This window comes from Nitrobacter sp. NHB1 (genome assembly GCF_036964665.1).
Lineage (GTDB): Bacteria > Pseudomonadota > Alphaproteobacteria > Rhizobiales > Xanthobacteraceae > Nitrobacter.
In genome coordinates this window covers 1,015,769-1,034,823 of record NZ_JBAMDA010000001.1, presented here as the reverse complement: position 1 = coordinate 1,034,823, position 19,055 = coordinate 1,015,769, and the positions used below count along the sequence as shown (strand labels likewise).

At 63.0% G+C, this 19,055-nt stretch carries 14 protein-coding genes; 11 read left to right on the top strand and 3 right to left on the bottom strand.

Translation table 11 applies throughout. From position 1 onward, the window contains the following. Positions 1-23: 23 nt before the first annotated feature. The 7 genes from V4R08_RS04840 to V4R08_RS04810 all read left to right on the top strand — a co-directional run bounded on the left by V4R08_RS04840 (position 24) and on the right by V4R08_RS04810 (position 12,493). Positions 24-1,292, top strand: coding sequence for an N-acetylmuramoyl-L-alanine amidase (locus tag V4R08_RS04840; RefSeq protein WP_335580183.1), 1,269 nt, complete (start codon positions 24-26; stop codon positions 1,290-1,292). Between the two features lie 204 nt (positions 1,293-1,496). After that, positions 1,497-3,983 carry a penicillin-binding protein 1A gene (locus V4R08_RS04835; protein ID WP_335578300.1) on the top strand — a complete coding sequence of 829 codons (2,487 nt, stop codon included), beginning with the start codon at positions 1,497-1,499 and terminating at the stop codon, positions 3,981-3,983. A 196-nt stretch (positions 3,984-4,179) separates the two neighbouring features. After that, a protein-coding gene (gene prfB, locus V4R08_RS04830; protein ID WP_335578299.1) for a peptide chain release factor 2 occupies positions 4,180-5,311 on the top strand; the annotation gives its coding sequence in 2 pieces (ribosomal slippage) (positions 4,180-4,248 and positions 4,250-5,311; 1,131 coding nt in all). Positions 5,312-5,849: 538 nt separating this feature from the next. Beyond that, on the top strand, positions 5,850-7,247 hold the full coding sequence (locus V4R08_RS04825; RefSeq protein ID WP_335578298.1) for a TolC family outer membrane protein: 1,398 nt from the start codon (positions 5,850-5,852) through the stop codon (positions 7,245-7,247). Between the two features lie 303 nt (positions 7,248-7,550). Next, positions 7,551-8,258, top strand: a complete 708-nt coding sequence (locus V4R08_RS04820) for a PopZ family protein (protein WP_335578297.1) — start codon at positions 7,551-7,553, stop codon at positions 8,256-8,258. A gap of 207 nt (positions 8,259-8,465) precedes the next feature. Beyond that, positions 8,466-11,330, top strand: coding sequence for a valine--tRNA ligase (locus tag V4R08_RS04815; protein WP_335578296.1), 2,865 nt, complete (start codon positions 8,466-8,468; stop codon positions 11,328-11,330). Next, positions 11,327-12,493: an MFS transporter gene (locus V4R08_RS04810; RefSeq protein WP_335578295.1), complete on the top strand. Its 1,167-nt coding sequence runs from the start codon at positions 11,327-11,329 to the stop codon at positions 12,491-12,493. Before V4R08_RS04815 ends, V4R08_RS04810 begins: the two co-directional genes overlap by 4 nt. Here V4R08_RS04810 and V4R08_RS04805 read toward each other — a convergent pair. Next, a complete protein-coding gene (locus V4R08_RS04805) occupies positions 12,474-13,094 on the bottom strand; it encodes a DNA-3-methyladenine glycosylase (protein WP_442935630.1) in 621 nt (206 codons plus the stop codon). The two genes, V4R08_RS04810 and V4R08_RS04805, sit on opposite strands and share 20 nt — an antisense overlap. 227 nt (positions 13,095-13,321) lie before the next feature. On the opposite strand from V4R08_RS04805, the gene lipA reads away from it, so the two are divergent. Together lipA and V4R08_RS04795 are read left to right on the top strand one after the other, a co-directional pair. Further along, the gene (lipA, locus tag V4R08_RS04800) at positions 13,322-14,281 is read left to right on the top strand and encodes a lipoyl synthase (protein ID WP_335578294.1); all 960 of its coding nucleotides are present in this window, start codon (positions 13,322-13,324) and stop codon (positions 14,279-14,281) included. 10 nt (positions 14,282-14,291) lie between these two features. Continuing rightward, positions 14,292-14,759 carry a type II toxin-antitoxin system RatA family toxin gene (locus tag V4R08_RS04795; RefSeq protein WP_335578293.1) on the top strand — a complete coding sequence of 156 codons (468 nt, stop codon included), beginning with the start codon at positions 14,292-14,294 and terminating at the stop codon, positions 14,757-14,759. 11 nt (positions 14,760-14,770) lie between these two features. On the opposite strand, the gene V4R08_RS04790 is transcribed toward V4R08_RS04795, so the two are convergent. Beyond that, a complete protein-coding gene (locus tag V4R08_RS04790; RefSeq protein WP_335578292.1) occupies positions 14,771-15,397 on the bottom strand; it encodes a CinA family protein in 627 nt (208 codons plus the stop codon). A gap of 1 nt (position 15,398) precedes the next feature. Further along, positions 15,399-16,604, bottom strand: a complete 1,206-nt coding sequence (locus tag V4R08_RS04785) for a bifunctional 2-C-methyl-D-erythritol 4-phosphate cytidylyltransferase/2-C-methyl-D-erythritol 2,4-cyclodiphosphate synthase (RefSeq protein ID WP_335578291.1) — start codon at positions 16,602-16,604, stop codon at positions 15,399-15,401. Between the two features lie 226 nt (positions 16,605-16,830). Here V4R08_RS04785 and dusB point away from each other — a divergent pair, with 226 nt between their 5' ends. After that, positions 16,831-17,880, top strand: a complete 1,050-nt coding sequence (dusB, locus tag V4R08_RS04780; RefSeq protein ID WP_335578290.1) for a tRNA dihydrouridine synthase DusB — start codon at positions 16,831-16,833, stop codon at positions 17,878-17,880. After that, complete coding sequence (locus V4R08_RS04775; RefSeq protein ID WP_335578289.1) at positions 17,877-19,052, top strand: two-component system sensor histidine kinase NtrB; 1,176 nt, start codon at positions 17,877-17,879, stop codon at positions 19,050-19,052. Before dusB ends, V4R08_RS04775 begins: the two co-directional genes overlap by 4 nt. Positions 19,053-19,055 lie beyond the last annotated feature (3 nt).

The window sequence follows — 19,055 nt, the reverse complement described above, 5'->3', positions numbered from 1 at the left end:
GGCAGCTCGGAGGCATGGGTTCGTTGGCGGGCCGCGCAAACCTTGGGATCATCTGGCTATGCGCCGCAGCGCTATTTGTTCCCGGCGCAGCGTCGCTTGCCACGGGGAACGAACCTGTTCGCCCCGAGGTGGCGGGTGATTTTCCAGTCGCATCCGAGGTCCGGCTCGCAGGCGACATGAAACAGACCCGCTTCATTCTCGATCTCGACAAGAAGATCGACATCCATGCCTTCTTGCTGGCCGATCCTTACCGGGCCGTCATCGATATCCCCCAGGTCAGCTTCCGCCTTGCGCCCCACGCCGGCGATGCCGGACGCGGCCTGATCAAGGCGTTCCGCTACGGGCTGGTGATGCCGGGCGGATCGCGGATCGTGTTCGATCTTGCAGGCCCCGCGAAAATCGAAAAGGCCTATGTGCTCGATGCCGCGAACGGTCAGCCGCCCCGCTTGGTGGTCGAACTGGAGGCCGTCGACCGTGCTGCATTCGATCGCCTGTTGGCAGTTTCGAGCGGCTCTGAACAGTCGAAAGGCATTGATTCCCCGACTCCCGTCGCCGGTGCGACCGGGCCTGTCCCGCCGCCGGACGGGCGACCCGTGGTCGTTATCGATCCCGGCCACGGCGGAATCGATAACGGAACCCAGGCCTCAACGGGAGAGACGGAAAAGGATCTGGTGCTGGCTTTTGCCGTGGCTTTGCGCGATCGCATCGAGCAGGACGGCAAATACCGCGTTGTCATGACGCGAACGGACGACACCTTCATTCCGCTGGCCGAGCGTGTGCACGTCGCCCGAAACAACGACGCCGCACTGTTCTTGTCGATCCATGCGGACGCCCTGCCGCGCCGCGAGGGCAATGCCCGGGGCGCGACGATCTACACGCTGTCGGACAAGGCATCGGACGCCGAGGCAGAGCGGCTGGCAGAGGCCGAAAACAAGGCGGACGCGATCGGGGGTGTCAACCTGACCGAAGAGCCGACCGACGTCGCCGATATCCTGATCGATCTCGCGCAGCGGGAAACACGCACGTTTTCAAACCGCTTTGCCAGGCTGTTGATGAGTGAGATGAAAAATTCCGCGCGGATGCACAAGCACCCTCTGAAGTCGGCCGGGTTCAGGGTGCTGAAGGCGCCCGATGTGCCGTCGGTGCTGGTTGAACTCGGTTACGTTTCGAACAAGGCGGACCTCCACCAGATGACATCGGAAAGCTGGCGCTCCAAGACGGTCCGCTCGGTCGCGAAGGCCGTCGAGGCGTTTCTGGCAAAAAGGGTGGTTTCGGTCGCGCCGGCGGACTGAAAGGTGATGCCTCAAGGGCGGAAGCCCTAGTTTGGCCACAGCCGCCGCCCTATAGAAAAGTTGTCGCAAGTTCGCAGAATCGGCCAGAACCGGAGTACATGTCCGGCGGATGCTTCGACGAGCGAAATGCATCGACCGACGATTAAGACCCTCGGACGCGTCGTCATATCGCCAGGCCGCCGGTAACGAAACGGACATTCGATAATGCGCTTGCTGCTGCGATTCATGGGTTTCCTGTTTGCAGCGGGAACCATCCTGTTTCTGGTCGGCGTCGCAGCGGCTGCGGCATTGATCTGGCATTTTTCCAAGGACCTGCCGGACTATTCCCAGCTTCAGAATTATGAACCGCCGGTGATGACGCGTGTCCATGCGTCCGACGGTTCGCTGCTCGGCGAGTACGCGAAGGAACGTCGGCTCTACCTGCCGATACAGGCAGTGCCGAAGCTGGTCATCAACGCGTTCCTGGCCGCGGAGGACAAGAATTTCTATGAGCATGGTGGCATCGATTATCCCGGCATGCTGCGCGCGGCGCTGCTTTATGTCCAGAACCTCGGATCCAACAAACGGCCGCAGGGCGCCTCCACGATCACCCAGCAGGTTGCCAAGAACTTCCTGCTGACCAATGAAGTTTCCTTTACCCGCAAGATCAAGGAAGCGTTGCTCGCGATGCGCATCGAGCGGGCCTATTCGAAGGACAAGATCCTCGAACTGTACCTGAACGAGATCTACCTCGGCCTCGGCGCCTATGGCATCGCGGCCGCATCGCTGGTGTATTTCAATAAATCGGTCAATGAGTTGACCGTCGCCGAGGCCGCCTATCTGGCGGCTTTGCCCAAAGCGCCCTCGACCCTGCATCCGGTCAAGAACCACGACCGCGCGGTCGAACGGCGCGACTACGTCATCGACCGGCTGCTGGAGAACGGCTGGATCAACCAGGCCGATGCCGACAAGGCCCGCAAGGCTCCACTGATCGTCACCAGCCGGGCCAACGGGGCTCATACCTTTGCCGGCGAGTATTTCGCCGAGGAAGTTCGGCGCGACCTGTTCGAACGCTACGGCGAAAAGAAGCTCTACGAGGGAGGTCTGTCGGTCCGGACGACGCTCGACCCGAAACTGCAGGCGATAGCGCGTAAGACCATGGCCAATGGCCTCGTCACTTATGACGAGGCCCAGGGCTGGCGCGGCGCAATGAGCAAGCTCGATATCTCCGGCGACTGGGGCGTGAAACTCGCCGACGTCAAATCGCTGTCCGACATCGCACCGTGGCGGATGGCGGTCGTGCTCGAGTCCGACGACAAGTCCGCACGGATCGGCTTTCAGCCTGGCCGCGAGCTTGGTGGTGCCGTGAGCAAGGAGCGGCAAACGGGCTTGATCACGCTCGACGGGGTGAAGTGGGCCAAAGCCGCGTCCAAATCGACGCGAGGTCATTCGCCGACGAAGGTGTCGCAGGTGCTTTCGCCCGGTGACGTGATCTATGCCGATCCTCTGATTGCAAAGGACGGCAAGGTGGTCGACGGCGAATACCGGCTGCGGCAACTACCCGAAGTGTCCGGCGCGATGGTGGCAATGGATCCGTGGACCGGCCGCGTGCTGGCAATGGTCGGCGGTTTCTCGTTCGATCAAAGCCAGTTCAATCGCGCAACACAGGCCTATCGGCAGCCGGGCTCCTCGTTCAAGCCGATCGTCTATTCCACGGCGCTCGACAACGGCTATACGCCATCGACCGTGATCGTCGATGCGCCGATCGAGATCGATCAGGGACGGGGCTCCGGCGTGTGGCGGCCGGAAAATTACTCGAAGGAAAAATACTACGGGCCGCAAACGCTCCGGAATGCGCTGCGGCTCTCGCTCAACACCGTGACGGTCCGGCTGGCGCAAGACATCGGCATGCCCTTGATCGGCGAATATGCCAAGCGCTTCGGGGTCTACGACGAACTGCCGAACTATCTCTCCTACGCGCTGGGAGCCGGCGAGACCACGGTGTTGCGCATGGTGACCGCGTATTCGATGTTCGACAATGGCGGCAGGCGCGTGAAGCCGACCCTGATCGATCGCATTCAGGATCGCTATGGCCATACCATCTACAAGCACGACACGCGCGAATGCCGCGGGTGCGATGCGCCGGAAGGCTGGAAAAACCAGCCCGAACCCCAGTTGATCGACCACCGAGAGCAGGTGCTCGATTCGATGACGGCCTATCAGATCACCTCGATGATGGAGGGCGTGGTGCAGGCCGGCACCGCCACGGTCATGCGCGATGTCGGCAAGCCGATTGCCGGCAAGACCGGCACCACCAACGACCAGAAAGACGCCTGGTTCATCGGATTCTCGCCCGACCTCGTCGTCGGCGTCTACATCGGCTACGACAAGCCGCGCAATCTCGGCCGTCGCGCGACCGGCGGACACCTGGCGGCGCCGATCGCGCGTGATTTCATGAAGGCCGCGCTTGCCGACAAGCCGGCCACTCCGTTCCGTATCCCCGCCGGCATCAAGCTGGTTCGCGTCGATGCCAAGACCGGTATGCGCGCCGGGCCTGGCGATACCGGCAAGACCATCCTCGAAGCCTTCAAGCCCGGCACCGCACCGCCCGACAATTATTCCGTGATCGGCGTGGCCGACGGACGCCAGCCGCAACCGCTGCCCGACGCCGACCGCAGCCTGTTCCGGCCCGGGACCGGCGGGCTTTACTAACGCGTATTCCGCAAAAGTAGATACCGGTTTTGCGATCAGAATACGCGCAAGTTCTTGTTTGAGAGCATTTTCGTACGGCTCACCGGATTTCACTTAGCCGGAAAATGCTCTACGCGATTGCGCTTTGCGGCCTTCGCGGCTACATCACCGGCCATTCATTGTTGAACGACGGCGCGAGCCGTGGATCCGAGAAGCCATGCGCGCTGAAATCGAAAGACTCGTTGAAGAGATCAAGCAGTCGGTCGGGCTGCTGAGGAGGCATCTTTGACGTCGACACATCGACCGCGCGCCTGGCGGAGCTGAACAAGCTCGCCGAGGATCCCGATCTCTGGAACGATCCCCAGAAAGCCCAGAAGCTGATGCAGGAGCGGACCTCGCTGGAGGATTCGCTGACCGGTATCGGCAAGGTCGAGCACGAGCTCGAGGACCAGATCGGCATGATCGAACTCGGCGAGGCCGAGAACGATCAGGCCGTCGTCAACGAATCCGAAAATGCCCTGAAGAACCTCAAAAAGGAGGTCGCCCGCCGCGAGCTTGAGGCGCTGCTCTCGGGAGAGGCGGATCGCTTCAACACCTATCTCGAAGTTCATGCCGGCGCGGGCGGCACCGAAAGCCAGGACTGGGCCTCGATGCTGCTGCGCATGTATGCGCGCTGGGCGGAGAAGCGTGGTTTCAAGATCGAGTATCTGGAAGAAACGCCTGGCGAGGAAGCTGGCATCAAGTCGGCGACTATTCAGGTCAGCGGCCACAATGCTTATGGCTGGCTCAAGACCGAGGCGGGCGTGCATCGTCTCGTGAGAATCTCGCCGTTCGATTCCAACGCACGACGCCATACGTCGTTTTCGAGCGTGGCGATCTTCCCGGTAGTGGACGACAGCATCAAGATCGACATCAAGGAATCCGACGTTCGCACCGATACCATGCGCTCCGGCGGCGCCGGCGGCCAGCACGTCAACAAGACCGAATCGGCGGTGCGGCTGACGCATATTCCGACCGGGGTCGCGGTGGTTTGTCAGGCCGGACGTTCGCAGCACAAGAACCGCGCGCAAGCCTGGGACATGCTGCGAGCGAGACTCTATGAAATCGAACTCAAGAAGCGGGAAGAGCAGGCCGCCGCGGATCAGGCTGCCAAGACCGACATCGGCTGGGGCCATCAGATCCGGTCCTACGTCCTGCAGCCCTACCAGATGGTGAAGGACCTCCGAACCGGAGTGCAAACGTCGGACACTTCGGGTGTGCTCGACGGTGACCTCGACGAATTCATGGCGGCGACGCTGGCGCAGAAAGCCTTCGGCATCACGCCCGGCGCGGTCGAAGATGTGGATTAGAGCATTTCCCGGTGAAGTGGACACCGGTTCACCGTAAGGAATGCAACCACCCAATAGCTTGGAGCGCCCGTTCTGACTCCATCAGAACGGTTCTAGTCGTGGATGAACACCAATGGGCCGCAGAGATGGATCGGCGGTCATCTGATTGATTATTCATTGCGCTCATTCGACTAAGGTAAAGCAATATTTCGAATATTCGTGCTCCTCGACAAAAATAACAATAGAATCATAATATTGCCTGTTTTTGTTATTTCTTTTAATTTTCGTTTTTGATTAAAGGTACGGAAATATAAGAAAATCAGGTAAGATGGTGCGGGCTTTTGGGGACTGCTAGTTCCGGCCATTCGAGTCTGATCGGAGTGTCAAGTGTGGCCCCAAAGCCCCAGCCAGAGAGTTTCGGTCGGGATCGCCCGCAAAGGGTTTCGTAGCTCTCTGGCGGCGAATATGTTTGTGCGGGGACAAGTGACTCGAGATAGGGCGATCGGGTGCACAGGCGCAGCCTCGCTGGGTCCGGCAAAGGAAGAATGGAACTCCGCGGATGGGTGGTGTGAGACTACTGGCCGGGGCTGCCGCGTTGGCTCTTGTGACTGCATGGCCGGGGGCGGCGACACCGGCGCGCGCCGACACGATCGAGTCTGCGCTGGTGCGCGCCTACCAGAGCAATCCTCAGCTCAACGCGCAGCGCGCCTCGGTGCGCGCCACCGATGAAAACGTGCCGCAGGCCCTGTCGGGCTATAGGCCCAAGGTCGCCATAACCGCGAGCGGCGGTTATCAGTATACGGATGCCACGCAAGGTGTGCCGGGAGGTCCGGCGACGGCGCTTCACGGCGCACAGGCGCCGGCGGCAGTCGGCGCCACGGTTTCGCAGACGCTCTTCGACGGCTTCCAGACCTCCAACAAGACCCGCGCGGCGGAAGGACAGGTGTCGGCAGCGCGCGAGGGCTTAAGGGTTCTCGAACAGACCGTGCTGCTCGCTGCGGCAACCATCTACATGGATTATTTGCGCGACTCCGCCATCGTGGAAGTCCAGCGCAGCAACGTCCGTGTGCTCGAGGAGACGCTGAAGCAGACCCAAGATCGTTTCAGCGTCGGCGAAGTCACCCGCACCGACGTTGCGCAGTCGCAAGCTCAGCTTGCTGCCGGCCGCACCCAGCTTTTGACCGCCGAATCCACCCTCACGACCACACGTTCGAATTTTCGCCGCATCATCGGCAACGAACCGAGGCAACTGGCGCCGGGTTCGCCGGTCGATCGTTTCTTGCCGGCAACGCTTGCAGGCGCCACGAATCTAGCCCTGACCCAAAATCCCAATGTCACCGCGTCGATGTACGGTATCGATGTCAGCCACCTGCAGGTCAAGGTAGCCGAGGGCGCGCTGTTCCCGACCGTGACTCTCCAGGCCAACGTGCAACAAGGTTACGCACAGCAACTCACGATTCCGAAGCAGTTCTTTGCATCCGCGATCGCGCAGGTGTCGGTGCCGATCTACCAGGGTGGCGCGGAGTATTCGCTGATCCGTCAGTCGAAGGAAACGCTGGCGCAACAACGTCTCAGCCTCGAGCAGGTCCGCGATCAGACGCGCGCCAGCGTGGCGCAGGCATGGGGCCAGCTCCTCGCGGGCAAGTCGCAGGTGGCGTCGGCGCAGGCGCAAGTCAAGGCGTCCGAGATCGCGCTCAACGGCATTCGCGAAGAGGCCAAGGCCGGGCAGCGGACTACATTCGACGTGTTGACCGCGCAACAGACGCTCGTCAACGCGCGCGTGGCGCTGGTGACGGCCCAGCACGATCGCGTGGTCGCATCCTACGCCGTGTTGAATGCCGTCGGCCGGCTGTCGCCGCAGGTGCTGAAGCTAAAAACCACTGTTTACGATCCGAGTGTCCATTATCACCAGGTTCGCGACAGTTGGGCCGGCGTGCGTACGCCGGACGGGCAATGATCGCGCTCTGACAGAGGACCGTGTCCACAGCCCTTTGCTTGCAATCAATCGTTGCCGTGCCATACCTTTGCACAGGGCCGCGAAGCGATTCGTGCGATGTCCGGTGTTTACCGGCCTTGCTGCAGACGTCCGAGGCGGAGACATTGATATCGGCATCGATTCGATATCGGCATCGATTCGCAACGTCTGATCCGGGGACAAATCGGGTTTGCGATCAAGTCCGCGCCCGCATCTGGAACCGGAAAATCCTCTGTCGCATGATGCCAGGACGCTGGCGAGGATCGTGAAGATGTGGAGTTGGACATGACGCAACCAGCAACGGTCCAAGAACCCTCGATGGAGGAAATTCTGGCGTCGATCCGCCGCATCATCGCCGACGACGAAAAGCCCGCGGCGGCTGGAAAGACAGCAACCGCCGATGTCGCGATTGCAAAATCCCAGCCGGCCACATCACCCGCCTCTCAGCCGGCCGCGCCCACGAAGCCGGCCGCCATGATCGCCATTCCTTCGTCCGCGGCCGCGCCGAAGCCGGCCGCCGACAACAGTCAGGACGACATCGATGCTTTGCTCGCAAACCTCGATGCCGCAACGACCGAGGAGGAGGTCCGCCCGGCCCAGGCCGACGAGGTGTTTGAACTGACCGACGAGATGGCCCTCCCGTATCCGGCGCAGGCCGCTTTCCAGAAGGTCGAGCCGCAGGACGATCTGGAATTCGCAGAGACGACGCCGACCCCGGCCACCCGGCCGCGTCCGGTCGCCGTCGATCGGCCAGCCGTTCCGAATGCCGTGCCGGCAGCGCAAATCCTGTCGCATTCGACGGTTTCGGCGGTCGAGACCGCCTTTAATTCGCTCGCCAGCACGGTTTTGAGCAACAACGCCCGCACCCTTGAGGACCTCGTCAAGGAGATGCTGCGCCCGATGCTGAAGTCCTGGCTCGACGACAATCTGCCGGGGCTGGTCGAGCGCATCGTCAAGGCGGAAATCGAGCGGGTGTCGCGCGGGCGCTCGTGACCCGTTCCCGGGGTGCGCAATGCCATGGCCGCCGGGTCGGCGAAGGTCGGAACTTGCCCCTATCGGAAGTCTTAAGGCCGGCATCTGCCGTCTTTGGGCCGCTTTGTCCGGCGGTCTTGTTGACTTGGCGCGCGCTGAAAGGCTTTTAGGGTCAGACGCTTCATTCCGCGAACTCGCCTGAAACGGCGCCGACTGTGATTGCATCCCATGATCGAAAAGACCTACCAGCCCGCTGATATTGAAAGCCGCATGTCCCGCATCTGGGAAGAGGCCGGCGCGTTCAAGGCAGGGCGGGCCGAGCGCCGCGACGCCGAACCGTTCACGATCGTCATCCCGCCGCCGAACGTCACCGGCTCGTTGCACATGGGTCACGCGCTCAACAACACGTTGCAGGACGTGCTGTGCCGCTTCGAGCGGATGCGCGGCCGTGACGTGCTGTGGCAGCCCGGCACCGATCACGCCGGCATTGCCACCCAGATGGTGGTGGAGCGGCAGTTGACGGAGCGCCAGGAACCCGGCCGCCGCGAGATGGGCCGTGCCAGGTTTCTCGAGCGGGTTTGGCAGTGGAAGGCTGAAAGCGGCGGCGTTATCGTCAACCAGTTGAAGCGGCTCGGCGCGTCCTGCGATTGGTCGCGTGAGCGTTTCACCATGGACGAAGGCCTGTCGCGCGCGGTTGCCAAGGTGTTCGTCGAACTGCACCGCGCCGGCTTGATCTACAAGGACAAGCGGTTGGTCAACTGGGACCCGAAGCTGCTCACCGCGATTTCCGATCTCGAGGTGAAACAGATCGAGGTCAAGGGCAGCCTGTGGCATCTGCGCTATCCGATCGAAGGCAAGGGCTTCAATCCGGACGATCCGTCGACCTATATCGTCGTCGCCACCACGCGGCCGGAGACCATGCTGGGAGACACGGCCGTCGCCGTGCATCCGGATAACGAGAAGCTTGAGCACCTGATCGGCAGCAACGTCGTGCTGCCGCTGGTCGGCCGTCTCATTCCGATCGTCGGCGACGACTATGCCGATCCGGAAAAGGGCACGGGCGCGGTCAAAATTACCCCAGCCCACGACTTCAACGACTTCGAGGTCGGAAAGCGCCACCGCCTGCCGCAGATCGGCGTGCTCGATCGGGAAGGCCGGCTGACGCTATCCGACAACGAGGATTATCTGCGCGGCCTGCCCGAAGGCGCGCTGATGCTGGCGGAGGAACTTCACGGCACCGACCGTTTCGCCGCGCGCAAGGCGATCGTCGCACGTCTCGAAGATTTCGGTTTCCTCGACAAGGTCGAGCCGCACGCGCACATGGTGCCGCACGGCGACCGCTCCGGCGCGGTCATCGAACCCTACCTGACGGATCAATGGTACGTCGACGCCAAGGAACTGGCGCAGCCGGCGATGGCGGCCGTGCGTTCGGGTGATACGACGTTCGTGCCGAAGAACTGGGAGAAGACCTACTTCGAGTGGATGGAGAACATCCAGCCGTGGTGCATCTCGCGCCAGCTCTGGTGGGGTCACCAGATTCCGGCCTGGTATGGTCCGGACGGCAAGGTGTTTGTCGCGGAGACGGAGGACGAAGCGGTCGGCCATGCGCTCGGCTATTACGCCGAGCAGGGTATCATCACCGTGGACCAGGGCGCCGAAATGGCGCGCGATCCGGCAAAGCGTGAGGGCTTCATCACGCGAGACGAAGACGTGCTCGACACCTGGTTCTCTTCGGCGCTGTGGCCGTTCTCGACGCTCGGCTGGCCGGACGAGACGCCGGAGTTGAAGCGCTACTATCCGACCAACGCGCTGGTCACCGGTTTCGACATCATCTTCTTCTGGGTCGCCCGGATGATGATGATGGGCATCTATGTCATGAAGGAAGCGCCGTTCTCGACGGTCTACATCCACGCTCTCGTCCGCGACGAGAACGGCGCCAAGATGTCGAAGTCGAAGGGCAACGTCATCGATCCTTTGCATCTGGTCGACAAATACGGCGCCGATGCGTTGCGCTTCACGCTTGCGGCGATGGCGGCGCAGGGCCGTGACATCAAGCTGTCGTCGCAGCGGGTCGAAGGCTATCGCAATTTCGCGACCAAGCTCTGGAACGCCTGCCGCTTCGCGGAAATGAACGATTGCGTGGTTCCTGCGCAGTTCGATCCGACCGTCGCGAAGGAAACGCTCAACCGATGGATCGTTCATGAGACCGCGCGCGCCACGTGCGAGATCACCGAGGCCATCGAGGCCTATCGTTTCAATGACGCTGCCGGTGCGATCTACCGCTTTGTCTGGAATGTCTACTGCGATTGGTATCTTGAGCTCGCAAAGCCCGTGATGATGGGCGAGGACGGTCCCGCCAAGTTCGAGACCCGTGCCATGGTGGCCTGGGCGCGCGATGAAATCCTGAAGCTTTTGCACCCGTTCATGCCGTTCCTCACCGAGGAATTATGGGCGGTGACATCGGCACGGACGCAACTGCTGACGCTGACGCCATGGCCGATCAAGGCCGGTCTCACCCGCGCGCAGCATGCGTTGATCGCCGCCGCCGCCGCCGATCCCTTCGCTGCGTCAGAGCCGCTTGCCGAACCGTTGGAGCCGACGTTCCGCGACGATGCGGCGGAGGCCGAGATCGGCTGGGTGGTCGATCTCGTCACCGCCATCCGCTCGGTTCGCGCGGAGATGAATATTCCGCCCGCAACGCTGACGCCGCTGGTGCTCGCAGGCGTATCCACTGAGAGCAAGGCGCGGGCGCAGCGCTGGAGCGATGTCGTCAAGCGACTGTCCCGGCTCGCGGACATCTCATTCGCGGACCGTGTGCCGCAAGGCGCCGTGCAACTGCTGATCCGCGGCGAAGTCGCCGCGCTGCCGTTGAAAGGCATCGTTGATGTTGCCGCCCAGCGCGCGCGTTTGGGGAAGGAAATCGCCAAGGCCGATGCCGATATCAATCGCGTCGATTTCAAACTCGCCAACGAGAAGTTCGTCGCCAACGCGCCCGAAGAGATCGTCGAGGAAGAAAAGGACAAGCGGGAAGCCGCCGTTGCGCGCAAGGCGAAATTCGCCGATGCGCTGGAGCGTTTGAAGGCTGCTGAGTGAGCGCTGCGCGGCCGCCATCGTTGCGCCCGTTGAGTTTGCTCTGGCTCGGGGGTGTCGGTCTGCGGCTCACGATCCTTGCCGTGCCGCCGGTGCTGGCGGTCATCATTTCGGATCTTGCGCTGTCGGGAACCGAGGTCGGGATTCTCAACGCCATTCCGGTCAGCCTGTTCGCGCTGATCGCGGTTCCCGGATCGCTGCTGATCGCTCGCGTCGGCGCCGTCAATGCACTCGTGGTCGGCCTCCTGATTGCCGCAGCCGGATCGGCGCTGCGCGGTTTCGCCATCGACGCGATGACGCTGTTCGCCGCGACCGCGCTGATGGCGGCGGGCGTGGCCGTGATGCAGCCGGCGCTGCCGCCGTTGGTGCGGCAATGGGTTCCGCGCCGGATCGGTTTCGCCACAGCCGTCTACACCAACGGCTTGCTGTGCGGCGAAATCTTTCCGGTCGTGCTCGCCGCCGTCATCGTACCCTTGCTGGGAGGCGGGTGGCGCGCAAGCCTCGAACTTTGGTCGGTTGCGGCGGCAGCGATCGCGCTGATCGTCGTCATCGCTCGGCCAAGCGGGGAGGCCATGTCGGCTCAGCACCGTCGCTGGATGCCGGACTGGCGCGACCCGCTGCTCTGGAAGGTCGGTCTTGTCGCCAGCGCGAACAACCAGCTTTATTTCTGCACGAATGCCTTCCTGCCCGGCCTGCTGCTGCAAACCGGCCATACCGAGCAGATCGGGCCGGCGCTGTCGGCGCTCAACCTCGGGCAGTTGCCGGGATCGATTCTCGTGATGGTCGTCGCGGGCCGCCTGGAGCGGAGAAGGTGGCCGCTGATTCTTTGCGGTGTATTCGGCTTGCTGGGCGCTGTTGGCGTCGCAACCACCACGAACCTGTGGGGAATTGTCGGCGCGTCGGCGCTGGTGGGCTTCACCTGCGCCGTCGGCCTGACTCTTGTGCTAACGCTGCCGGCGCTGCTGGTGGCCCCCGATGACGTGCCCCGCATGTCGGCAGGAATGTTCACCATCGGCTACGGCATTGCGATGGTGATCTCCATTGTCAGTGGGATGGTCTGGGATATCACGGGGAATGCCGCCTTCGCGTTCGTGCCGATCGGTCTTGCCGTCGTGCCGATGGTCGTGCTGCCGCTGGGGATCGATTTCAGAACCCAGCGTTTCTGAACGGCTTGCTAAGGAATTTCGATCCCTTCAATCCGAATCGCCATGGCAGGTCGGCGGCCTTGGTGATGCCGATGCGGACGCCGGCGACGACTTCAACCTTGCCTGTGCGCCGATAGACCGCGATCGGTGGCGCATCGAGCGGCAGCGCGTTGTGCGCAATCGATATGCCGAGCGCCTCGCACAGTTTGCCCGGCCCTGAACACAGCAGACGCTCCTCGTGCAGCCCGCGCCGTCGCTGCATCGCCGGAATGCCGTAGGTCGGTCGTAGCGCGCGGATCAGAACCGCAGCGGCCGAGCCATCCTTTTCGCACACGAAGTTCATACACCAGTGGATGCCATAGGAGCGATAGACATAGGCGAAGCCGGGCGGGCCGAACATCACCATGTTCCGCGGCGTCGGCCCTCGATGGGAATGCGCCGCCGGCTCGGTGTGGTGATAGGCCTCCACCTCGACGATGATGCCGCCGACCCCGTCCACCAGCAGCGTCGCGCCGATCAGGTCGGGCGCGATGTCGTGCACGCTACGCCCGAAAAACGAGCGTTTAAGCGGTTTGCCGAGAACAGGCGGGTTCGAACTGTAGGAAGGCGCGATTGGAGTCATTTTCAGGCGGCGATCGGGGCGGGCGGTACGGTATGGGATATGTTACATATCTGACGGCGCTGGCGAAGTGGGTTGCAGCGCTACGCCGGGCGGATTACCTAGAGCATGATCCCGAAAAGTGGAAACCGGTTTTCGGATAAGATCATGCTCAATCGAAAGGACTAAGGCTAGAGTTGGTTCAATGCAGTTGGATCAGATTCTAGAGTCTCCTGCACAACGGATCATTCATGGTCGTCGTCCTCGATACCGTTTCTGCCAATCCCGTCCGGCCGCGCCATCCGGAAAAGGTCAACCGGCCCGACGCGCTGTCGCCGCCGAAGCCGGACTGGATTCGCGTGCGCGCGCCGAATTCGCGCGGCTATGTGGACACGCGGCGGATCGTCAAGGAGAACGGTCTCGTCACGGTGTGCGAGGAGGCGGGCTGCCCGAACATCGGCGAGTGCTGGGACAAGAAGCACGCGACCTTCATGATCATGGGCGACACCTGCACCCGCGCCTGCGCCTTCTGCAACGTCAAGACCGGACTGCCGGGCGCGCTGGAAGCCTCGGAGCCCGAATATGTGGCCGAGGCGACGCGCAAGCTGGGGCTGGCGCACATTGTCGTCACATCCGTTGATCGCGACGACCTCAATGACGGCGGCGCCGAGCATTTCGCCCGCACCATCCGCGCGATCCGTGAGCGCTGCCCGGCCACTACCATCGAAATCCTGACGCCGGATTTCCTCCGCAAGGATGGAGCGCTGGAAAAGGTCGTGGCGGCGAAGCCCGACGTCTTCAACCACAACCTCGAAACCGTGCCGTCGCGCTATTTGACGGTGCGGCCGGGCGCGCGCTATTTCCACTCCATCCGCCTGCTGCAGCGAGTGAAGGAGATCGACCCGACGATCTTCACCAAGTCGGGGATCATGGTCGGGCTCGGCGAGGAGCGTCACGAGGTCTTGCAGGTGATGGATGACCTGCGGTCGGCGGATGTCGACTTTCTCACCATCGGGCAATACCTGCAGCCGACCCGCAAGCATCATGCCGTGATGCGTTATGTCACGCCGGAGGAGTTTTCCGGCTACGAGACCGTCGCCTACACCAAGGGCTTTCTGATGGTATCGGCGAGCCCGCTAACGCGCTCGTCGCACCATGCCGGCGAAGACTTTGCGAAGTTGCAGGCCGCGCGCGCAAAATTGCTGCGTTAAGCCGCGCAGGATGCCGACATTCTCCAGCAAGCGCCGCGTGCAACACAGTTCGCAACAGATGTTCGATCTCGTCGCGGACGTTGAGCGCTATCCGGAGTTCGTGCCGCTATGCCAATCACTGAAGGTGCGGCAGCGTACGTCTGCGGCCGATGGCACGGAAGTCGTGGTGGCCGATATGACCGTGTCGTTCAAGCTGGTGCGGGAGACGTTTACGAGCAAGGTGACCCTGGACCGACCAAACCGCAAAATCCTGGTCGAATATCTGCGCGGTCCGTTCAGCCACATGGAAAACCGCTGGACCTTCGAGCCGAAGTCGGATCTGGCCTGCGACGTCGGGTTTTTCATCACCTATGACTTCAAGAGTCGAATGTTGGCGATACTGATGGGCGCGATGTTCGACGCTGCGTTCCAGCGCTTCGCATCGGCATTCGAGAAGCGCGCGGACGCCGTCTACGGTACGCCGCATACCGCGAAATAAAGCGACGTCTCTCAGGTTTTCTTCGGAGAGGGTTTTAGCGGTCCCGCGGTCCGGCGCCGCTCGGCCACACGACGCAACGGCGCTCGCGCCGTTCGCGGCCGCAAGCGGCTGACGCTTTCGCGCCGGACTTTTGCGGGCGGCTTGGGTCCCCGCGCCAGTTCCATCAGCATCCGCAGCGCTTCGACGACCGAACGTTGCCGCACCGAGCTACGGCCGATCGCTCCGAAGCGGCATTCGCGATGGGTCAGGCGGCCGTCACGCGCGGCAACAGCGAAATGAACGAGGCCCACGGGCTTGCCGGGCGTCGCGCCGCCGGGACCCGCGATCCCGGTGATGGCGACGGCCAGATCGGTGCCGGCGCGTTCCAGCGCGCCGACCGCCATGGCGGTTGCGGTTTCCTTGCTGACCGCACCAAAACTGTCGAGGGTGCCGGCCTTGACGCCCAACATCGCGCGCTTGGCGTCGTTGGAATAGGTGACGAAACCGCGATCGATCACGTCCGAGGAGCCGGGAATGTCGGTCAGCGCGCCGGCGACCAGCCCGCCGGTGCAGGATTCGGCCGTTGCAATGGTGAGCTTGCGCATCCGGCAAAGGTCGAGCAGCGAACGCGACAGGGCGCGTGTGTCGCTGCCGCCCATGTCAGGCGCTCCAGCCCTTGTCGTCCCTATCGTTCCAAGGCAGGCGGACAGTGGCGCTGGCTGTCGCCGCGATGCCTTCCTCGCGCCCGGTGAAGCCGAGCCGCTCGCTGGTGGTCGCCTTCACGGCGACGCGCGAGACCGCGACGCCGGTAATTTCGGCGATGCGCGCGCGCATCGTATCGCGCAAGGGTCCGACCTTGGGCCGCTCGCAGATCATGGTGACTTCGAGATTGGCGATGCGGCCGCCGCGCGCCGCGACGCGGTCGACGGCGTATTTCAGGAATTTGTCGGAAGCCGCGTCTTTCCACTGCGGATCGCTCGGCGGGAAATGCGAGCCGATGTCGCCGTCCGCCAGCGCGCCCAGGATGGCATCGACCAGCGCGTGCAGGCCGACGTCGCCGTCGGAATGGGCGCGGAAGCCGCGATTGTGCGGCACCTTCAAGCCACACAGCATGACATGGTCGCCTTCGGCGAAGGCGTGGACGTCGTAGCCGGTGCCGGTCCTGATGTCGCCGAGCGATGCGGCCAGGCGCGCTTCCTCGCGCACGAAATCTTCCGGAGTTGTCAGTTTCATATTGGCAGCATCGCCTTCGAATGTCGCAACCGTCAATCCCACCCACTCGGCGAGCGCGGCGTCGTCGGTGAAATCGTCGCGGCCGTCGTGCGCCGCGCGGCGATGGGCGTCGAGGATCACATCGAAACGAAACGCCTGCGGTGTTTGCGCGATCCGTAGTCTTGCACGATCGGGGGTCGCATTGACGGCACCGGAGTCGTCGACCTGTTTGATAGTATCGGTAACGGGAATGACCGGCACCGCCGCACCGGTTATATCGGCGGCGTTGATCGCGCGCGCGATCAGCGCCGGCGTCACGAACGGCCGGGCGGCATCGTGAATCAGCACGATGTCCGGCGCATCGTTGGCGAGGGCCTCGAGGCCGGCATGAACCGAGGCCTGGCGCGTAGCGCCGCCATTCGCCGGCGGCCGATAGCGAAACCCGGCGACGGCCTGATTGAACATCGCAAGGTCATCCGGATTGAGCACCGGCTGGACCGCGAAAACGGCGGGGTGATCGCAGAACGCCTCCATGGCTCGCGCAATCACGGTCCGTCCGGCGATGGTCCGGTATTGTTTGGGACCGCCGGTCCCGGCGCGGAGGCCGCGGCCTGCGGCAACAATGATGGCGGCAGTTCGTTTTGAGGTCGGCATTGGAATCGATGAGGTCGAATCAGGTTGTCGGGAGGAGGAAACTCCGCTGCCCTTACCATGCCCGGGCCAAAAACAGCAGGACACTCAACCGTGGACGATAGGGATTATTTGTGTTGCAGCGCACTTGCAAGATACCAGAAACTGGCTACGGTATAGGCATCAATCAGTTTTGCCTAATAAATAAGCTGACTATTTCAGAATCGCTGCGACGGAGCAGTTTTGGACCATGAGCACGAACCCGACAGGTCCAGCACCATCATCAGGTCTCGGGCCATTCACCGTTGGGGATATTCCGGTCACCAGCCGGGTTCTTCTCGCGCCGATGTCGGGGATCACCGACAGGCCTTTTCGGAGCCTTGCGGAAGCGCTGGGGGCAGGGCTCGTCGTCTCCGAAATGACGGCCAGTGACGATCTCGCCCGCGGACGGCCCATGTCCGTGCTCCGCTGTGAGGCCACGGGCGGCGGACCGCACGTCGTTCAGCTTGCCGGCTGCGAGACACACTGGATGGCAGAGGGCGCGCGGATCGCCGAGGCCGCCGGCGCCGACATCATCGACATCAACATGGGCTGCCCCGCCCGCCATGTGACCGGCGGCCAGTCGGGCTCGGCGCTGATGCGCGATCTCGACCATGCGCTGCGGCTGATCGAGGCGACGGTCGGCGCGGTGAAAGTGCCGGTCACGCTCAAGATGCGGCTCGGATGGGACGATCGCTCGCTCAATGCGCCGGCGCTGGCGCAGCGCGCCGAATCCGCCGGCGTCCAGATGATGACCGTTCACGGCCGCACCCGTTGCCAGTTCTACAAAGGCAGTGCCGACTGGCAGGCGGTGCGGGCAGTCAAGGACGCCGTCGATATTCCCGTGGTCGTCAATGGCGACATCACATCGTTCGATGCGGCCGTCGTTGCGCTGGAGGCGTCGGGCGCCGATGCCGTCATGGTGGGACGTGGTGCGCAGGGCCAGCCCTGGATGCCGGGCCAGATCGGACGCCGGCTCGAAACGGGTGTCGCGGAACCGCCTCCTTCGCTCGCGGAGCAGTTGGTATATATCCGCGCGCTCTATGACGACCTGCTGCGGCACTACGGCCTGCGCATCGGGCGTCGTCATGCGCGAAAACATCTTGGCTGGGCGCTCGATGTCGCGGCGACGGTCGGCTCAGTACCGACATCGGTCCTCAAGACGTGGCGGGGAAAAATTCTGACGGCCGACGATCCGGCCGGCGTGCAGCGGTCCCTGGCGGATGCATTCGAGGATTTTGCGTGGAGTGCCGCAGCATGACACCGCTCGCGGAGCGCTCACATATCGCGCCCTCCGACGGCGAGGCCATTCTCAATGCTCTGCCGAACCCGGTGCTGCTGGTTGCACCCGATGGCAGGATCGTCAACGCCAACATAGCGGCGGAATCCTTCTTCGAAATGTCGGCGCAGTTCCTGCAACGACAGCCGCTGAAGGAGGTCGTTCCGTTCGGCAGCCCGCTGCTGACGCTGATCGATCAGGTTCGGAACACCGGCTCGCCCGTGAACGAATTCAGGGTCGATCTCGGCACGCCGCGGATCGGCCGCGATCGCCAGGTGGACCTGCACGTCGCGCCTCTGACGGAACGGGCCGGCCATGTCGTGGTGATGATTCAGCAGCGCACCATCGCCGACAAGATGGATCGGCAGTTGACCCACCGCAGCGCGGCGCGCTCGGTGACCGCGCTCGCGGCCATGCTCGCGCACGAGATCAAGAATCCGTTGTCCGGCATTCGCGGTGCGGCGCAGCTTCTCGAGCAGGGCGCGTCGTCGGAAGACCGGATGCTGACCCGGTTGATTTGCGACGAAGCCGACCGCATCGTCACGTTGGTCGACCGCATGGAAGTATTCGGCGACGAACGTCCGGTGACGCGCGGTCCGGTCAACATTCACGCGGTGCTCGATCATGTCAAACGGCTCGCGCAGTCCGGATTCGCGCGAAACGCCAAGTTTATCGAGGATTACGATCCCTCGCTGCCGCCGGTTCTGGCCGATCGGGACCAATTGATTCAGGTCTTTCTGAACCTCGTCAAAAATGCCGCCGAAGCCGTCGTCGATCTCAAGGGCGAGGGAGAAATCCAGTTCACGACCGCGTTCCGCCCGGGCCTCCGTCTTTCCGTGCCGGGCAAGAAGTCGCGAGTGTCTTTGCCGCTGGAATTTTGTGTCAAGGACAACGGCCACGGTGTAGCGGAGGATCTGTTGCCGAACCTGTTCGATCCATTCGTAACCACGAAGCCGACAGGAAGCGGGCTCGGCCTCGCGCTGGTCGCCAAGATCGTCCGCGATCACGGCGGAATCGTCGAGTGCGAATCGCAGCCGCGCAAGACCACCTTCCGCGTTCTCCTCCCGATGTTCGACACCGGCCCAAAACAGCGGCAAAGCGATGATGCCGCCGTGCCGGGAATGCCGTCACCTGCCTCACGCGATTTAGGATGAGGA